Origin of the sequence: Vibrio sp. Of14-4, assembly GCF_022347625.1 — a bacterium.
GTDB classification, from domain to species: Bacteria; Pseudomonadota; Gammaproteobacteria; order Enterobacterales; family Vibrionaceae; genus Vibrio; species Vibrio pristinus.
Genome location: NZ_JAKRGI010000011.1, coordinates 1 through 16582 on the forward strand (window position 1 = coordinate 1; position 16582 = coordinate 16582).

Sequence of the window (16582 nt, forward strand, 5' to 3'; positions counted from 1 at the left end):
CGCTTCTGAGTCAAGACCGAGATCTTCATCAAGCGCGGCTGGCTCTGCTGCCTCTAGCTCCTCAGCTGGCGCTTCCATTTCTGGCGGCTCAGATTCTTCTGAGACTTCGGCTTCTGCCGCTTCTGGGTCAAGATCAAGGTCTTCTTCAAGCGCAGCTGGCTCTGCTGCCTCTAACCCCTCAGCTGGCGCTTCCATTTCTGGTGGCTCAGATTCTTCAGAGACTTCGGCTTCTGCCGCTTCTGGGTCAAGACTAAGGTCTTCTTCAAGCGCAGCTGGCTCTGCTGCCTCTGGCTCCTCGGCAGGCGATTCCATTTCTGGCGGTTCGGACTCTTCAGAGACTTCGGCTTCTGCCGCTTCTGGGTCAAGACCAAGGTCTTCATCAAGCGTAGCTGGCTCTGCTGCCTCTGGCTCCTCAGCTGGCGCTTCCATTTCTGGCGGCTCAGATTCTTCAGAGACCTCGGTTTCTGACGCTTCTGGATCAGGACCAAGGTCTTCATCAAGTGCAGATGAATCTTCGCTTTCTTTTGGTGCTTGTGACTGTTCTTGCTGAGCAAGAATATCTTCTTCTACGGCATCGCCATCTGAAGAAGGTAATGAGTCTGTGCTCACAGAGGCCGAGGCATCATTAACTGCTTGGGAACTGGCCTCGGGCCGTTCTTCTTCAGGGAGTGTTGAGGTCGTCTCATCACCGTCTGGCTCTGGCTCTGGCTCTGGCTCTGGCTCTGGCTCTGGCTCTGGCTCTTCAGAGCTTATTTCAGGCTCTGGTTGATTAACAACCTCTTCTAGAGAGTTCTCGCTTTCTGACGACGTCTCAAGGTCAAGTTCATCCAGTAAAGGATCACCTTCAGGAGCAGCACTTAGCATGTCATCCATAAAATCTTCACTAGAAAAGTCATCTTCGACCATTGCAGAATCGGCTATGCTGTCACCTGCGATATTTTCCAGTTCATCGTCTGCTGGAGTGTCAGTCTGACTATCGATATCTACCAATTCTTCGAATAGATTGGTAGCCTCATCACCAAGATCTTCTGTTAATGCCCCTTCTTCTTGCTCATCTACCAACAATTCGTCAAGAGTTTCTGTCGAATCGAGGTCAAGAGCACCATCATCAGCAGTAATTAGTTCATCAAATGCACTGTCATCACTTGCAGCCTCTATATCGCCGATATTATCTATTGTACCGACGCTGTCGTCATGATCTCCAAGAGATTCGTCGAGAAGCTCAGTTTCGCCCGGTAACTCTGTATCTCCATCTTCGTCAATAAGCTCATCGAGCAAATCAATGCTGTCTTCTGAAACATCTACCGAGTCTTCGCTTAAGGCTTCGTCTAGAAGTTCCGTCTCACCGGGTAGCTCTGTGCCTACATCTTCATCAATAAGCTCATCGAGCAAATCAATGCTATCGTCTGAAACATCTACCGAGTCTTCGCTTAGAGCTTCGTCGAGAAGTTCAGTTTCATCAGGTAGCTCTGTGCCTGCATCCTCATCAATAAGCTCATCGAGCAAATCAATGCTATCGTCTGAAACATCTACCGAGTCTTCGCTTAGGGCTTCGTCAAGAAGCTCAGTCTCACCGGGTAGCTCTGTGCCTGCATTCTCGTCTACGAGTTCATCGAGCAAATCCGTACTATCTTCTGAGACATCTATAGAGTCTTCACTTAGGGCTTCGTCAAGAAGCTCAGTCTCACCGGGTGGCTCTGTTCCTGCGTCTTCGTCAACGAGTTCATCAAGCAAATCAGTACTATCTTCTGAAACATCTATAGAGTCTTCACTTAGTGCTTCATCTAAAAGCTCAGTCTCACCTGGCAGCTCAGTATCTGAGCCTTCATCTAAAAGTTCATCTAATGTAGATGTCGCATCCTCATCAGTGTTATCGCTGCCTGGCTCGTCAAGTAAGGTATCAAAATCTAAATCGTCATCTGAATCACTTTCGTTAAATAAATCGTCCAACAAAGATTGATCTAACTCGTCGGCGCCTAAATCCTCTGATTCACCGTCCGCAGCAAGTAAAGAATCCAGTTCATTATCAGTTATCTCATCACTGTCGTCGGATAAATCAAATGCACTTTCAGGTTCATCGCCTTCCGTGGGCGCTTCATCAGCGCCAGATTCATCACTACTTTCATCCAACTCGGCAAGAGATTCATCTAACTCTCCATCATCTCCGATACCTGCGAATGGATCTTCACCGTCTTCGCCTTCAAGGTTAAAGTCGAGATCATTTTCTTCTAGGTCGGCAAAGACATCCTCTTCGTCTGAAGCTCCTTCTTCAAGCTCGTCAGAGAATAATTGTTCTTCATCTGACGACTCTCCGAACAAATCATCATCGAGTAGGAGATCATCTTCCACATCATCATCAATTGGTGGAGGAGCAACTGGCGCCGTCGACTCAGGTGCTGGCTCAGCCGATGCGGCCTCTTGTGGCTGATCTTGCGCCTCCTTCTTACGACGCCCCAGAAGGGTCATAAGAACTAATCCGATCAGCAAACCTGGTATAATAGCCATAGCCGCGACAAAAGCCGTGCTCGAGAGTAAATCGTCCAAAGCTGTAGGCTTAAGTCTTTGTTCCTCAGCAAGCCTCTCTCGCTCTGCTTCGATAAGCTTTTCAACTTCACTGCGAATACGAGATTCATCGCCGAGCTCATCTTTAAGTACGTCAACTTCAGATTGAACATCGGCCAGCATTAACCTCAGCTTGTGATTTTTCTCTTCCAGAGCTAACAGTTCGCTTTCTGAATTTTCAAGCTGTTTCTCAAGAGATGTAACTTGATGCTTGTGCTCTCTTTGGACAATTTTCTCTAAGCTACTTGTTGGTTTCTCTGAACTGTCTTTAACCATGGGCTCTTTCGCCATGGTCTCTTGTTGAAGTTCTTTAGCTTCAGCTTCCACCACTTGAGGGGGAACTGGCGCCTGAGCTTCTGGTCTACGCACTGTTGGCGCAGCAGTGCCCGACAAACGAGCTTGGTGAGCTGCCATAATATTAACGGCTTCTTGAGTTGAGACACCTTGAGCTTGGGCAAGAGAGGGGATACGAAGCGTACTGCCGGGGATCAATTCGTGTATATTTTGATTAGCAAAAGCTTGGGGATTAAGTTGATATATGGCAAATAGCGTTTGCTGAATGGTAACACTAGACGAAGGTCGCAAACGGCTGGCAATTGACCAGAGGGTTTCTTGTGATGTAGTAGGTCCATAGAAACGTGAAGGCTCGTTGACATTGCGTCTTTGCCCTGAAGCAAGGTCGGAATATCGTGATGTAGCCCGAAGTTCATTGTCTGGTCCCGTTAGACGAATGCTCTCGGCAATAACAGTCGATGACTGAGTCACGACTGCCAATAATAAAGGCAGCAATAGACACTTAAAAATTCGAAGCATAGAAGGCTCAGCTATGTGCTCAATAAATTTTACTGTAATGATCTGTTAAATATATCGGATAAACACGCTAAAACTATAGACGCATAGCTAAAAAATGTGTTGCTGGCGCCATATTCGTATTAATCTCGCGCTAAATTTGGAAATTAGATTAAAAAAGCCTCACGCGAACGTCAGGCTTTGCTAAGGGAAACGTCTAGGGTAAAAGTAATCCCAACAGACAGTCTAGTTAGTAATAATCCCGAATTAATACTTCGGCAATCTGGACTGCGTTGGTCGCTGCACCTTTACGTACATTATCAGCAACCACCCAAAGATTAATCCCGCTATGATGACTAATGTCATTGCGAATCCGACCAACCATGACATGGTCTTTGCCTCCGCCATCTCGTACTTGGGTAGGAAAATCTTCACCGTGAAATACTTCAATACCTTCTGTTTGTTCCAGTAAGCTAAAAACTTCTTGGGCGTCAATTGGAGATCGAGTTTCGATATGGACCGCTTCCGCATGCCCATAAAATACGGGAACACGAACACAAGTAGGATTTACCATGATTGTTGAGTCGTTGAAAATCTTTTGCGTTTCCCACACCATTTTCATTTCTTCTTTGGTGTAACCGTTATCCATAAACTTATCGATTTGAGGAAGGCAGTTAAAAGCTATCTGCTGAGAAAATTGTTCATTTTCGGCTGGCATACCATTGAGAAGCTTTGCTGTTTGACCAGCAAGTTCGTCGACTCCTGATTTACCAGCACCAGAAACGGATTGGTATGTAGACACGTTGATGCGCTCTATACCAACCGCATCTTGGATCGGTTTCAGAGCAACGAGCATTTGAATCGTAGAACAATTTGGGTTGGCAATAATATTACGATTACGAAACTCCGCAATCGCCTCTGGGTTCACTTCGGGCACCACGAGCGGGACATCATAGTCATAGCGAAAATTAGACGTATTATCTATCACAATCACACCTTCATCTGCTGCAATCGGCGCCCACTTTGCAGAAAGCTCTCCACCTGCGGAGAATAAGCCAATATGAGCTTGAGACCAGTCGAAGTTTTCTACATTTTCAACTTGTACTGTTTTACCGTTAAAACGATAAGTTTTACCTTCACTGCGCTCACTTGCTAACAGAAAAATATCGCCAACAGGAAATTTACGCTCTTGGAGTACTTCCAAAATGTTTTCACCTACTGCACCAGTAGCGCCTAGAATGGCAACGTTATATTTTTGGCTCATTGATTTCTTACCTCAATTTTAAAACCTAGTTCTGCTAGTGGCCCAAGGTTCGCTTCTATGCTGCCTTGTAGCGTTACTGCACTGTATTCTCTGCGGTTCCAATAGTGTTTCCGCATTTTATCAAAGGCCCCTTGGTTATCAATCTCACGACGAAATAGAGCATCATCCTTACGCACATCATAAACAAGCTGAGTTAAATTATGTAAAACTGCTTCATCCCATTCCCGATCGAGAACTAATTCAGGCACAGGCGCTTTGGGCAACAGCTTATTTTCATGTGCACGCAAATCATTACTCAAAAATTCACAATAGCGATTAAAAATCATAGTTGTGCCGCGAGCCTTACCTTCGAGTCCATATCCAGCAATATGAGGAGTTGCAAATGCGAGTAAAGGTAGTAGGTCCATATCTACCTCTGGTTCAAACTCAAATACATCAAGAGCAGCAATAAAGCCGTCTTGTTTACTCAAACGTGCTTTCAACGCGGTGTTATCAACCACAGGTCCCCGAGCAGCGTTAATTAAAATTTGGTTGCCTCGGAGTTTATCCAATACATCCTTATCGAACAGATGATAAGTCGGGTTTTCACCGTCGCACACTATGGGTGTATGAATAGTAATGATATCAGCTTGTTCAATTAACTGCTCAAAGGGCGTAAATGCACGGGAATCCCCTTCTTTCTCCTTAGGAGGATCATTGACAAGTACCTTAACCCCTATACCTTGGAGGCATTTTTGTAAGTAGCTACCCACTTGACCGGCCCCAACAATTCCAACCGTTTTATCGAATATAGAAAACCCATGCTGCTGGGCAAGCACCATAATGACACTCACCACATACTCTGCGACTCCAACTTTGTTACATCCAGGAGCTGCAGTAAAGAAAATACCTTTTTCATCAAGTAAGGCTTTGTCGACATGGTCCATACCCGCAGTGGCAGTGCCAACAAATCGAAGCTTATTTGCCTTGGATAATAGTGACTGATTAATTTGAGTGACCGAACGAATCATCAGTGCATCAACATCGATCAGATCATCTGCAGTCAATGTACGACCCGGTTTTAAAACAACTTCTCCTAATTGACTGAACAATTGCTCAGCATAAGGCATATTTTCATCTATGAGGATTTTCATGGCTTGACAGGTTTACGATTAGAAACTGATACGATTGTGCAGAAAAGCACGACTGGTGTCGAGCATTAGCTGATCATGACAATAAACGCCGTGTATTGAAAAAGCAAAGTGCCTAGCAAATGCTAGGCACTAAAAATAGATGCAGCCTCAGCTGACTAATAATTTAAGCTTGGTACTTTTTGATGACCAAAGTAGCGTTTGTACCACCGAAGCCAAAGCTGTTTGACATGACAGTAGTAAGCTCTGTTTCACGCGTTTCCGTCACGATATCTAGACCTTGCGCGGCTTCATCAAGGTTCTCAATATTAATGCTCGGTGAGATAAAGTTATTATCTAGCATTAGAGTTGAATAAATAGCTTCGTGAACACCTGCAGCACCTAAAGCATGACCTGTCATTGCCTTAGTTGCAGAAATCGCAGGACTATCATTACCAAACAACTCTTGAATTGCACCAAGTTCTTTAACATCACCTACAGGTGTAGAAGTACCATGGGTGTTGACATAGTCTATGGTTTCAACATCTTGCATCGCCATTTTCATGCAGCGTACCGCTCCTTCACCAGAAGGCGCAACCATATCATAACCATCCGAAGTCGCCCCGTAACCGACAATCTCACCGTAGATTTTCGCTCCACGAGCCAGTGCATGTTCTAGCTCTTCGACAACCAACATGCCGCCGCCACCTGAGATGATGAAGCCATCTCGATCCGCATCATAAGTACGTGATGCTTTCTCTGGAGTATCGTTGTACTTAGTCGACAAAGCGCCCATAGCATCAAACATCATGGTTTGAGACCAATCTAGTTCTTCACCACCGCCAGCAAAAACGATATCTTGCTTACCAAGCTGGATAAGTTCCATCGCATGTCCAATACAATGTGCAGAGGTCGCACAAGCAGAACTCATCGAGTAGTTAACACCGCGAATTTTAAACGGAGTGGCAAGACAGGCAGACACAGTAGATGACATGGTACGTGGCACCATATAAGGTCCAACACGCTTAACCCCTTTCGCTCTCATAGTGTCAACCGCTAACGCTTGGTTCAATGCAGAAGCACCACCAGAACCGGCTACGATACCCGTCCGATCGTTAGAGACTTGTTCATCAGTTAAGCCTGCGTCTTCTATCGCTTGCTGCATTGATAGGTATGCATATGCAGCCGCATCACCCATAAAGCGCATCTGTTTACGGTCGATGTACTCAGCTGGATTGATTTTTAAATCACCCCAAACTTGTGAACGTAGACCTTGTTCTTTAAACTGCTCAGAGGCAGTGATACCAGATTTACCTGCTTTAAGAGACGCTAAAACTTCTTCGACGTTGTTACCGATACTTGAAACAATACCCATACCGGTGATTACGACTCGTTTCATTATGACATTCCTATAATTCAAAAATCAGCTAGATGATAACTAAGTTGCCTGTTAAAAGTGGTCAGCTTTCCCTGAAAACCGTACAATCGCAACAAGTTTATTGTCTACATCACAAAAATTCACAGATTATGACCTCGATTACCAATGCTAAATTGGACTGGAACGACTCAGGTACCCCTGTGTCAGACACGTTTGATGATGTCTATTTCTCTAATGTTAATGGTCTTGAAGAGACCCGCTACGTATTTCTGCTACAAAATAATCTACCTCAAAGATGGCAAGATTATGACCAACGTCGATTTGTTATTGGAGAAACAGGCTTTGGTACAGGTCTTAACTTCCTTGCGGTTTGGCAGTGGTTTGAAAAATTTAGAAGTCAAAACCCAAATGCGCCACTAAAAGAGCTGCATTTTGTGAGCTTTGAGAAATACCCATTGAGTCTAAAAGACCTAGTCAAAGCACACCAAGCTTGGCCAGAATTAGCTCAATATGCACAGGAGCTTCAATCACATTACCCAACCGCAGTCCCTGAGTGCCATCGTATTGTACTTGCTGATGGTGCAATTACGCTTGATCTATGGTTTGGAGACATAAAAGATTGCTTACCTAAAGTCCCTGTTGAAAAAGAAGGAATGATTGACGCGTGGTTTTTAGACGGCTTTGCTCCAAGCAAAAACCCTGATATGTGGAGCCAGGCCCTTTTTGATGGAATGGCAAGGTTAGCCAAGATAGATTGCACATGCGCCACATTTACCGCTGCAGGCTTTGTAAGGAGAGGATTAATAGAAGCTGGCTTTGCCATGAAAAAAGTCAAAGGCTTTGGCACTAAGCGAGAAATGATAACAGGCCATCTAGAACAGAGAAAATTACACACGAACTACAAACCTTGGTTTCAGCGCCACCAAAGCAGCTCTGCTGAGTCCATTGCCATTATTGGCGGAGGAATAGCCAGTGCCACATTGGCAAAGGCACTCATTCGTAGAGGGAAACGAGTGACCTTATATTGCCAAGATTCAGAACCAGCACAAGGCGCTTCAGGCAACCGCCAAGGTGCTGTATATCCTTTACTTAATGGATCACACATTGGCGTTTCACGAGTATTCGCCCCTGCATTTTTATTTGCTCGTCAATTTTTTCAGCAAATGGCTACCTCTGTTTCCTTTGATCACGATTGGTGCGGTGTCACCCAGTTGATGTGGGATGAAAAGTCACGGGCCAAACTAGAGCGTATGTTGAATGCCAATTTCAGCCCTGAGCTTGTTAAAAAGCTCGATGCTGTTCAAAGCAATCAAAAAATTGGATTAGATGTGGATGTGGATAGTATCCACTACTCTCTCGGAGGTTGGTTATGTCCTGCGCAACTGACACAAGGACTTATTGATGAGCTCTCAGAGCAAGCGCTATTTGAAGCACACTTTAACACAAAAATCACCGATATGATTCTTAATGATAACGGTTATAGCTGGACGTTAAAGACTCATAACAACGCTTTTGTTCATGATACCGTTATTGTTGCTAACGGCCATCTATTCGACGAACTTAAACAAACAAAGTCTATTCCTCTGGGCAAAGTAAAGGGGCAAGTCAGTCATATTCCAACAACACATGAGTTAAGTCGCTTAAAAACCGTTCTTTGTTACGATGGCTATTTAACCCCTGTAAATGTAAGCAATGGTCACCACTGCATTGGTGCAAGCTATGACAGAAACAAGATTGACGACCAATTTGATCCTATCGCTCAACAAGACAATGGTGAAAAACTCATCAGATGTGTGAGTAACCAGAGCTGGCCCAACCAAGTAGATACTTCAGAAAACCTTTCTCGCCAAGGCATCCGATGCGTAAGCCGAGATCATCTACCTTTTGTTGGCAATGTTGGGGATTTAGAAAAAATAAAACGTGAATATGTCAATTTAGTGCATGAGACTGTAGAGGATGCTAAGGAAGTTCCACACTATCCTAACCTATTTTGCATGTTAGGTTTGGGATCTCGCGGATTAACTTCTTCTCCTTTGCTGGCAGAAACACTCGCATCACAAATTTGTGGCGATCCTCTTCCTTTACCCATTGACGTATTAGAAGAACTGCATCCAAGCCGAATGTGGGTGCGAAAACTAAGAAAAGGCAAGTCGATTAGCGAAGGATAATCGCGCTCAATAATAAAAGTGAGGCAAATCAGCTGGGGGGATTCAGCCCCAGCGAGGAAAGCCTTAAGTTACAGCGAGAGAAATCGTTGTAAGGCTGCTAGTCCAAATTTAGCTTATCAATTGCAGACTCTAATTGAGAGCTCAACGATAAATTGGTCAACTTGCCTGATTCCATATCAAAGTTATCGTAAAAGCTTGGAATAGATAGCGATGCTTTAACTTTTGCTCCAAAATATGGTGCTGATGCTGTCGCCGCTGCTAACACACTTGCAGCGCCGCCAGGACCTGGAGAGGTAGCGAGATATAATGCAGGCTTATCGGCAAACACATTTCTTTCGATGCGCGTTGCCCAATCAAACAAGTTTTTGTATGCAGCAGCGTAGGATCCATTATGCTCGGCAAAAGAAATAACGAGTGCGTCAGCTTGAGCAATATCAGATAGAAACTCTTTCGCGCCGCTTGCTTGGCCAATCTCTCTCTCTTTGTCTTCACTAAACAAAGGTACATCGTAGTCGTTCAGGTTTAATAACTTAACTTCAGCACCTGAAACTAGGCTAGCAGCATGGCCAGCCAGTGTCTTATTAATGGATGTCGAGCTGGTTGACGCTCCAAAAGCAACAATTTTCATGAACAAACTCCTTGTTATAACTGATTATGCAAACAAGAGAGTATCGGTAAATGCTAGGTCTAACAAGAACAAAAAACACAACAGGACATTCGAAAATTTCGAACAATCAAAAAGATGTTGTTAACTCTAGACTATGCTTGATTTGCCAACTCTAGCCAAAGATCATTAACAATAGTTCTGTCCGCTGGGGTGAGTTCTGATCGTGCATCATCCAAACTCGCCTGTATACGCTGTTTGAGTTCTTCCACATCATTAATACCTTCTTCTTCGCATGCCGCGGCAGATAGAGATATGTGCCCTCGCAAGTACCCCCCAGCGAATAATTCATCATCGGAAGCAGTGGAAATTCGTGTATCAATCAACTCTAGTAGCTGCTCTTCAAATTCAATAATCATTGTACTCTCATATCTAATCAGTTTGCTTCTCAAAAAGAATGGCAAGCTTCTCACATTGAGAATTTCAACGCAAACCCTAGCAATATCAAGGCCTCATATTATGACACGCCGTGTACTTTGATGTAGATGGTAACTTCTATGCGAGCAACAACAGTAATGGTTATGTCTTTAAAGTGAGCATCAATGGGACAAGTTCTTCAGCAGAGTTTTTTACTTATGGTCCATCGAGCAGCTCAAATGAAGGTGCACGTTGTGCTCTTGCACCTGCAGAACCAACAGAATATATGGAAGCATCCTTATTACTCGAAGCGTATGACAAGTTTGATGATTATGCTCAAGATGCCAGTGGACGCACAGAGCCAACTTGGTACGAAAACTTTCAAAATAACAAAATATTCATAGATTAAAGGAGATAGGATTATGCATAACGTACACATAAAATCCCTACTAGGACTTGCGATGCTAATGACTATCTCAGCATGTGGTGGAGGCGGTGGTGGCGAAGGAGGCTCCACTTCAAGTTTATCACCCAGCAGTACAGTTGAGAGTGCGACTCGCTTAGCAGATATCAAAATCGACCCTAACAACAGTTTAACGTCGATATATGAGGTTGATATTGATGTGTCTCTACCGCACCTAGCGACTTCTCAAGTATACATATCGGTATGTGACAATTCGGGTGGTGGTATTGAATCAATTAACTATGATAATTGCCTGCTTAAAGCAGCGCTTCAATCAGGAGCAGGGAGTTATCAACTCCGCGTCCCCAATCATTGCGAGTCATTAATTGCTGTAGTCAATGTTATGGAGCCAAACACTAGCCCTCTGGTTTACACACTAAATCATAACAATCAAGCTGAGACCACTTGGTTGATTCAATAGATCACGAGCAAAAAAAACGAGCCATCAAATGCGGCTCGTTTTTTATTTTACTTCAAATAGAGAGTAATCGAGCTCTGGTTGTTGATAAAAAGACCTCAAAGCGGTTGACAACATATCCACTCGTAAAGGTAATCCATTAGCCAAGATATCACCGACTTCTTTATGTACTCTTCTCATAAAGGCCAATCTATCTGGCTCAAACTCACCATTGAGATTGTCACAGCTTACGGTGAACGGAAAACCCGCACTAACAGATAAAATCCATTCATAAGCTTGTGGACGTACCTCCACTTTTTCAAACTTAGCTTGAGTAGATTGATTTCGACCGTCAGGCTCATACCAGTAACCAAAGTCTTCTTTTAAACGACGTTCTGGACCCGCTACGCACCAATGCGCTACCTCATGAAGGGCTGATGCATAAAATCCACGAGCAAAAATAATCCGGTGATGGGCATTTACATCATCTGCCGGTAGATATATGGGTTCATCTTCTCCAAGCTCTAGACGAGTGTTGTACTCTAGAAAGAATGTAGCATTAAAGATACTGATTAAATCTTGATAGTGATGGTGCATTAGTTGAAGCGTTGTTATAGATAGATCTCAGATCTATTGTCTCATGTCCACTCTCAGTTGCAACATTTGAATTCATAACATTAGAAATAGTTATGCGAAAGCCTATTTTCTAGTGAGAAAATATCATTCGTCATAGATCACATTTCCGACTAAAATCCTATTGATTATTTTCAGAGTAGTCAATTTATCTGTCACTCATCACCAAAGGTGAAACAATGTTATTAAGCATTTTATATATCATTGGCATCACGGCTGAGGCCATGACTGGAGCATTAAGTGCTGGTCGAAGAAAAATGGATTGGTTCGGAGTCATGCTCGTCGCCAGTGCAACAGCCATTGGTGGTGGAACGGTGCGTGACATTTTGCTCGGGCACTACCCTTTAGGTTGGGTTGAAAACCCTCACTTTCTAGCCATTACCTGTATTGCAGGGATAATAACCACTGGTTTAGCTCGATGGATTATTAAGCTTAAAGGGCTTTTTATACGTTTAGATGCGCTTGGACTGATCGTTTTCAGTATTATTGGAACTAAGGTCGCGATGGGAATGGGTCTCCATGCTCTCATTTGTATCGTATCAGCATTGGTTACTGGTGTATTTGGAGGACTACTGCGCGATCTGATTTGTCGCCAAACGCCTCTGGTATTGCACGAAGAGCTTTATGCATCAGTGGCAATAATTGCTTCTGGTTTGTATCTAACACTCCTTGAATTTGGGGTGCATGATGTAACCGCAACCATCTCTACTTTAGTGATTGGCTACTTGCTTCGAATGGCCGCAGTTCGTTTCAAATGGCGTTTACCTTCTTTTCATCTTGAAGGTGAAGGCTCTGTTCACTAGGCCTAAATGGTGTTCAAATCAAAAAAGGCTCCAACAGGAGCCTTTTTAACAATTAGATTTTAGGAGTATCAGTGTGAACCCCGAAATTTTGTCCACGATGGCGCAGTAAGTGGTCCATAACCACTATCGCCAGCATAGCTTCAGCGATTGGGACAGCTCGAATACCAACACATGGATCGTGGCGTCCCTTGGTGATAAGTTGAGTAGATTCACCTTGTTTAGTGATCGTATCTCCCGGCACCGTGATACTTGACGTAGGTTTGAGTGCGATATTAGCAACAATATCTTGTCCAGTTGAAATACCACCCAAAATGCCACCAGCATGATTACTACCAAAACCATCTGGTGAAAGCGTATCGCGATGCTGACTGCCTTTTTGGCTAACCACATCAAACCCATCACCAATTTCGACGCCTTTAACGGCATTAATGCTCATTAACGCGTGTGCTACGTCAGCATCTAATCGATCAAAAACAGGCTCTCCTAAACCAACAGGAACATTGGTGGCTACAACTTGTAACTTTGCACCAATAGAATCTCCTTGTTTTTTTAGATCTCTTATCAATTGATCGAATGCTTCAACTTTGTCGACATCAGGACAGAAAAAGGCATTGTTTTCAATTTCATCCCAATCAACTGAATCAATCGATACATCCCCCATCTGAGCAAGATAAGCACGAATTTCAATGCCAAACTCTTGTTTGAGATACTTTTTCGCCACAGCACCCGCTGCCACCCTCATCGCCGTCTCTCGTGCTGAAGAACGACCTCCTCCGCGATAATCACGAATTCCATACTTTTGGTGGTAGGTATAATCCGCATGCCCAGGACGAAACTTATCTTTTATCTCGGAGTAATCTTTCGAGCGTTGATCGGTATTTTCGATCACTAAACCAATTGATGTGCCCGTCGTTTTTCCTTCAAATACACCGGAGAGAATTTTCACTTCATCAGGCTCTCGACGCTGAGTCGTATAGCGAGAGGTACCAGGACGACGGCGGTCAAGATCGATCTGTATATCTGATTCTGTAATTTCTAATCCCGGTGGGCACCCGTCGATAATACAACCTAATGCGATACCGTGACTTTCTCCAAATGTGGTTACTCGGAAATGTTGTCCGATACTGTTTCCTGCCATTCCTTCCTTTACCTCAGACTGTAAATAATAACTTACACTTTAAATGTTAATAATTTCATAGTCGCTTTATTAGAGATCGATGTAAACCCCTAAACCGATCTATTTTGCTTTTAACAATACAAAAACGCCAAGCTATAACTAGCTTGGCGCGACTTTTAGGACAAGCCATTTCCATCAATCTTTATAGATGGAAAATTCTTGAGCATGTTCGAGCAGCTGTGCTTGGGTCAGCATAAACACACCATGGCCTCCATTTTCAAACTCTATCCAAGTAAATGGTATATGTGGATATTGCTCTATCATATGCACCATAGAGTTACCAACCTCACAGATAAGAATGCCCTTTTCTGTAAGGTAGTCAGGTGCGTTCGCAATGATACGCCTTACTAATTTCAAACCGTCAGTGCCAGCAGCTAAGCCAAGCTCAGGTTCGTGAGTAAACTCATCCGGTAGACTGTTCATGTCTTCCTCATCCACATAAGGTGGATTAGAGACAATTAAGTTGTATTTCTCTTTGGCAAGATCTCTAAATAAGTCAGAGCGGATTGGGAACACTTGCTGCTCCATACCATGGTCCTGAACATTTTGCTCAGCCACCTGCAATGCATCAGTAGAAATATCGATCGCATCCACTTCAGCTTCTGGAAAGGCATGGGCACACGCAATAGCAATACAGCCACTTCCCGTACATAGGTCCATGATACGAACTGGCTCTTCAATAAGCCATGGCTGAAACTCTGCTTGAATAAGCTCTCCGATTGGGGAACGAGGAATAAGCACTCTCTCATCAACAAAGAACTCTAGACCACAGAACCAAGCTCGATTGGTTAAATAAGCGGTGGGCGTTCGCTCATTGATACGCTTTACCACTCTTTCAACAACGCGTAGACGTTCACTGCTGGTTAATCGGGAGTTTAGAGCATGTGGAGGAACATCGATAGGCAAGTACAATGTAGGAAGAATAAGCTGTAACGCCTCATCCCATGCGTTATCAGTGCCTTGTCCATAAAATAGGTTAGCGGCGTTGAACCGGCTTACCGTCCAACGAATCATGTCCTGAAGCGTGTGTAACTCTGACACAGCCTCTTCTACAAAAATCTTATCCAAATTTACCTCCGAAAAGCGCTACAATACTGCCAATAGCATTTTATTTAAGTATCTATAACCGAATGAGTAAGAAAGACACCGAAATTAATGACGATTTCGCCCTTTTTAAGGATGCAGTACAAGGCGTTAAAAAGTTACGTCAGGATACCATAGTCCAGCAACCAAAAAGAAACACTAAGCAAAAAGAAATCACACGCCAAGCCCGTGAAGCGAGTGATACAGAGTTTTACTTTTCTGACGAATTTGTACCATTACTCAGCGAAGAGGGCCCAACGCGTTATGCCCGAGATGATGTTTCTAGTTATGAAGTCAAACGTCTTAGACGCGGTGTCTATGTCCCCGATGTATTCCTAGATATGCACGGCATGACGCAAAATGAAGCTAAACGCGAACTTGGCGCTATGATCGCTTACTGCATAAAAAATGAAATCAGTTGTGCCTGTGTTCAGCATGGCATTGGCAAACATATCCTAAAGCAAAAAGCACCTCTTTGGCTGGCACAACATCCTGATGTCATGGCATTTCACCAAGCACCTCTCGAGTTTGGTGGTGATGGTGCACTACTGGTGTTACTCTCTATCCCAGAAAAATAAAAATCACTATGAGATTATGCTACTTTCGGTATTGCGGAGGAATGGGTAAATCAGATGCTTTGAAGTTTGGCCTTTGACCGCCGCGCTTGCGATATTGTTTAAGTTGGAAAACGTAAGCAAGCACTTGAGCGACTGCCGTAAACAAGCCATCTGGAATGGCTTGCTCTAACTCAGTGGAATGATACAAAGCTCTCGCTAGAGGAGGGGCTGGGATCACATAGATATCATGCTCTCGAGCTACTTCTCGAATTTTTAATGCCATATGATCGCTACCTTTGGCGACAACAATAGGCGCTTTATCAATATCTTGCTTATACCTCAATGCAACGGAAAAGTGCTCTGGGTTGGTCACTATGACGTCAGCTTGAGGCACTTCTGCCATCATTCGCCTCTGAGCCGCTTCCCTCTGGAGCATACGAATACGACCTTTAACCTCTGGCTTGCCCTCAGTGTCTTTGTATTCGTCTTTGATTTCCTGTTTTGTCATCTTAAGCTGATTAGCGTGCTGCCAAATCTGAAATGGAATATCAATCGCGACCACAATCAGCAATGAACAACTAATCAAGAGCACAAAATTAAGCAGTATATCTAAGGCATGGAAAATATTTTGTGGGTACACATCTAGACTGAGCTGAAAGAGATCTTCCTGGGCTGCATCGATCAAATAAAACGCGGCGCCCGATACTAAAATAACTTTTAGAATTGACTTAAGCAGCTCTACCCAACTTTGTACCCCGACCATTCGCTTCAAGCCACTTAAGGGGTTCATTTTAGACCACTTCGGCATGGCGGCTTCAACAGAAAAACTAATCCCACCTATACCAGCGGCACCAGCAAATGCAGCGACAAAAAGAACAAAAAGAATGATAATGAGCGGCCAAAATAGTGCTCCCATAGCACCGAAAGCGATATCAAAAAGCTTGGTCAGGTCAAAGATCTCTTCTCGGGAGAGGCTGAATAATCTTCCCATCAAAGTGTAGAGAGAGCGAGAAAGCCATTCCCCAAACCACATAAGAGCTATGGCTCCAACAACTAATACTGAAACCGATGCTAGTTCTTTTGAGCGTGCAACTTGGCCTTTTTCACGCGCCTGTTGCAATCGCCTGGGCGTGGCCTCTTCGGTACGTTCTTGACCGTCTGATTCTGCCAACTTAGCC

The 16582-nt window shown here is 44.0% G+C and carries 14 protein-coding genes and 1 pseudogene; 5 read left to right on the forward strand and 10 right to left on the reverse strand.

The features are described from left to right. From MHN79_RS12220 to fabB, 4 genes are all read right to left on the reverse strand, one after another. A partial coding sequence (locus MHN79_RS12220) for a FimV/HubP family polar landmark protein (RefSeq protein WP_275436265.1) occupies positions 1-3375 on the reverse strand: 3375 nt, incomplete at its 3' end. Positions 3376-3601: 226 nt separating this feature from the next. After that, entirely contained in the window at positions 3602-4615 is a 1014-nt protein-coding gene (locus MHN79_RS12225; RefSeq protein WP_239173128.1) for an aspartate-semialdehyde dehydrogenase, read from the reverse strand. Then, the gene (locus tag MHN79_RS12230; RefSeq protein WP_239173129.1) at positions 4612-5748 is read right to left on the reverse strand and encodes a 4-phosphoerythronate dehydrogenase; all 1137 of its coding nucleotides are present in this window, start codon (positions 5746-5748) and stop codon (positions 4612-4614) included. The genes MHN79_RS12225 and MHN79_RS12230 overlap by 4 nt, the downstream gene beginning before the upstream one ends. Before the next feature lie 163 nt (positions 5749-5911). Then, positions 5912-7123, reverse strand: coding sequence for a beta-ketoacyl-ACP synthase I (gene fabB / locus MHN79_RS12235; RefSeq protein WP_239173130.1), 1212 nt, complete (start codon positions 7121-7123; stop codon positions 5912-5914). 128 nt (positions 7124-7251) lie between these two features. On the opposite strand from fabB, the gene mnmC reads away from it, so the two are divergent. Next, a complete protein-coding gene (gene mnmC / locus MHN79_RS12240; protein ID WP_239173131.1) occupies positions 7252-9270 on the forward strand; it encodes a bifunctional tRNA (5-methylaminomethyl-2-thiouridine)(34)-methyltransferase MnmD/FAD-dependent 5-carboxymethylaminomethyl-2-thiouridine(34) oxidoreductase MnmC in 2019 nt (672 codons plus the stop codon). Between the two features lie 97 nt (positions 9271-9367). Here mnmC and MHN79_RS12245 read toward each other — a convergent pair whose 3' ends face one another. Together MHN79_RS12245 and MHN79_RS12250 are read right to left on the reverse strand one after the other, a co-directional pair. Further along, the gene (locus MHN79_RS12245; protein ID WP_239173132.1) at positions 9368-9898 is read right to left on the reverse strand and encodes an NAD(P)H-dependent oxidoreductase; all 531 of its coding nucleotides are present in this window, start codon (positions 9896-9898) and stop codon (positions 9368-9370) included. A gap of 131 nt (positions 9899-10029) precedes the next feature. Further along, positions 10030-10293 carry a YfcL family protein gene (locus tag MHN79_RS12250; RefSeq protein ID WP_160929820.1) on the reverse strand — a complete coding sequence of 88 codons (264 nt, stop codon included), beginning with the start codon at positions 10291-10293 and terminating at the stop codon, positions 10030-10032. Between the two features lie 107 nt (positions 10294-10400). Between MHN79_RS12250 and MHN79_RS12255 the strand changes: the two are divergent. Together MHN79_RS12255 and MHN79_RS12260 are read left to right on the forward strand one after the other, a co-directional pair. After that, a pseudogene (locus MHN79_RS12255) lies at positions 10401-10577 on the forward strand (LruC domain-containing protein); the annotation flags it as partial. Positions 10578-10713: 136 nt separating this feature from the next. Beyond that, on the forward strand, positions 10714-11175 hold the full coding sequence (locus MHN79_RS12260) for a hypothetical protein (protein ID WP_239173133.1): 462 nt from the start codon (positions 10714-10716) through the stop codon (positions 11173-11175). A 42-nt stretch (positions 11176-11217) separates the two neighbouring features. On the opposite strand, the gene MHN79_RS12265 is transcribed toward MHN79_RS12260, so the two are convergent. Continuing rightward, positions 11218-11748, reverse strand: a complete 531-nt coding sequence (locus MHN79_RS12265; RefSeq protein WP_239173134.1) for an elongation factor P hydroxylase — start codon at positions 11746-11748, stop codon at positions 11218-11220. 215 nt (positions 11749-11963) lie between these two features. On the opposite strand from MHN79_RS12265, the gene MHN79_RS12270 reads away from it, so the two are divergent. Beyond that, a complete protein-coding gene (locus MHN79_RS12270) occupies positions 11964-12587 on the forward strand; it encodes a trimeric intracellular cation channel family protein (RefSeq protein ID WP_160929813.1) in 624 nt (207 codons plus the stop codon). Positions 12588-12639: 52 nt separating this feature from the next. On the opposite strand, the gene aroC is transcribed toward MHN79_RS12270, so the two are convergent. Continuing rightward, a complete protein-coding gene (gene aroC, locus MHN79_RS12275; RefSeq protein WP_239173135.1) occupies positions 12640-13725 on the reverse strand; it encodes a chorismate synthase in 1086 nt (361 codons plus the stop codon). Positions 13726-13899: 174 nt separating this feature from the next. Beyond that, positions 13900-14832, reverse strand: a complete 933-nt coding sequence (gene prmB / locus MHN79_RS12280; protein WP_160929811.1) for a 50S ribosomal protein L3 N(5)-glutamine methyltransferase — start codon at positions 14830-14832, stop codon at positions 13900-13902. A 62-nt stretch (positions 14833-14894) separates the two neighbouring features. Between prmB and smrB the strand changes: the two genes are divergently transcribed. Next, the gene (smrB, locus tag MHN79_RS12285) at positions 14895-15425 is read left to right on the forward strand and encodes an endonuclease SmrB (RefSeq protein ID WP_160929809.1); all 531 of its coding nucleotides are present in this window, start codon (positions 14895-14897) and stop codon (positions 15423-15425) included. A 19-nt stretch (positions 15426-15444) separates the two neighbouring features. Here smrB and flhB read toward each other — a convergent pair whose 3' ends face one another. After that, positions 15445-16575: a flagellar biosynthesis protein FlhB gene (flhB, locus tag MHN79_RS12290; RefSeq protein WP_152430959.1), complete on the reverse strand. Its 1131-nt coding sequence runs from the start codon at positions 16573-16575 to the stop codon at positions 15445-15447. Between the last annotated feature and the right edge of the window lie 7 nt (positions 16576-16582).

Excerpts from the sequence above, each read along its gene's own strand:
- MHN79_RS12225 (WP_239173128.1), bottom strand. The coding sequence starts at position 4,615 with ATGAGCCAAAAATATAACGTTGCCATTCTAGGCGCTACTGGTGCAGTA.
- MHN79_RS12230 (WP_239173129.1), bottom strand. The coding sequence starts at position 5,748 with ATGAAAATCCTCATAGATGAAAATATGCCTTATGCTGAGCAATTGTTC.
- fabB (WP_239173130.1), bottom strand. The coding sequence starts at position 7,123 with ATGAAACGAGTCGTAATCACCGGTATGGGTATTGTTTCAAGTATCGGT.
- mnmC (WP_239173131.1), top strand. The coding sequence starts at position 7,252 with ATGACCTCGATTACCAATGCTAAATTGGACTGGAACGACTCAGGTACC.
- MHN79_RS12245 (WP_239173132.1), bottom strand. The coding sequence starts at position 9,898 with ATGAAAATTGTTGCTTTTGGAGCGTCAACCAGCTCGACATCCATTAAT.
- MHN79_RS12250 (WP_160929820.1), bottom strand. The coding sequence starts at position 10,293 with ATGATTATTGAATTTGAAGAGCAGCTACTAGAGTTGATTGATACACGA.
- MHN79_RS12260 (WP_239173133.1), top strand. The coding sequence starts at position 10,714 with ATGCATAACGTACACATAAAATCCCTACTAGGACTTGCGATGCTAATG.
- MHN79_RS12265 (WP_239173134.1), bottom strand. The coding sequence starts at position 11,748 with ATGCACCATCACTATCAAGATTTAATCAGTATCTTTAATGCTACATTC.
- MHN79_RS12270 (WP_160929813.1), top strand. The coding sequence starts at position 11,964 with ATGTTATTAAGCATTTTATATATCATTGGCATCACGGCTGAGGCCATG.
- aroC (WP_239173135.1), bottom strand. The coding sequence starts at position 13,725 with ATGGCAGGAAACAGTATCGGACAACATTTCCGAGTAACCACATTTGGA.
- smrB (WP_160929809.1), top strand. The coding sequence starts at position 14,895 with ATGAGTAAGAAAGACACCGAAATTAATGACGATTTCGCCCTTTTTAAG.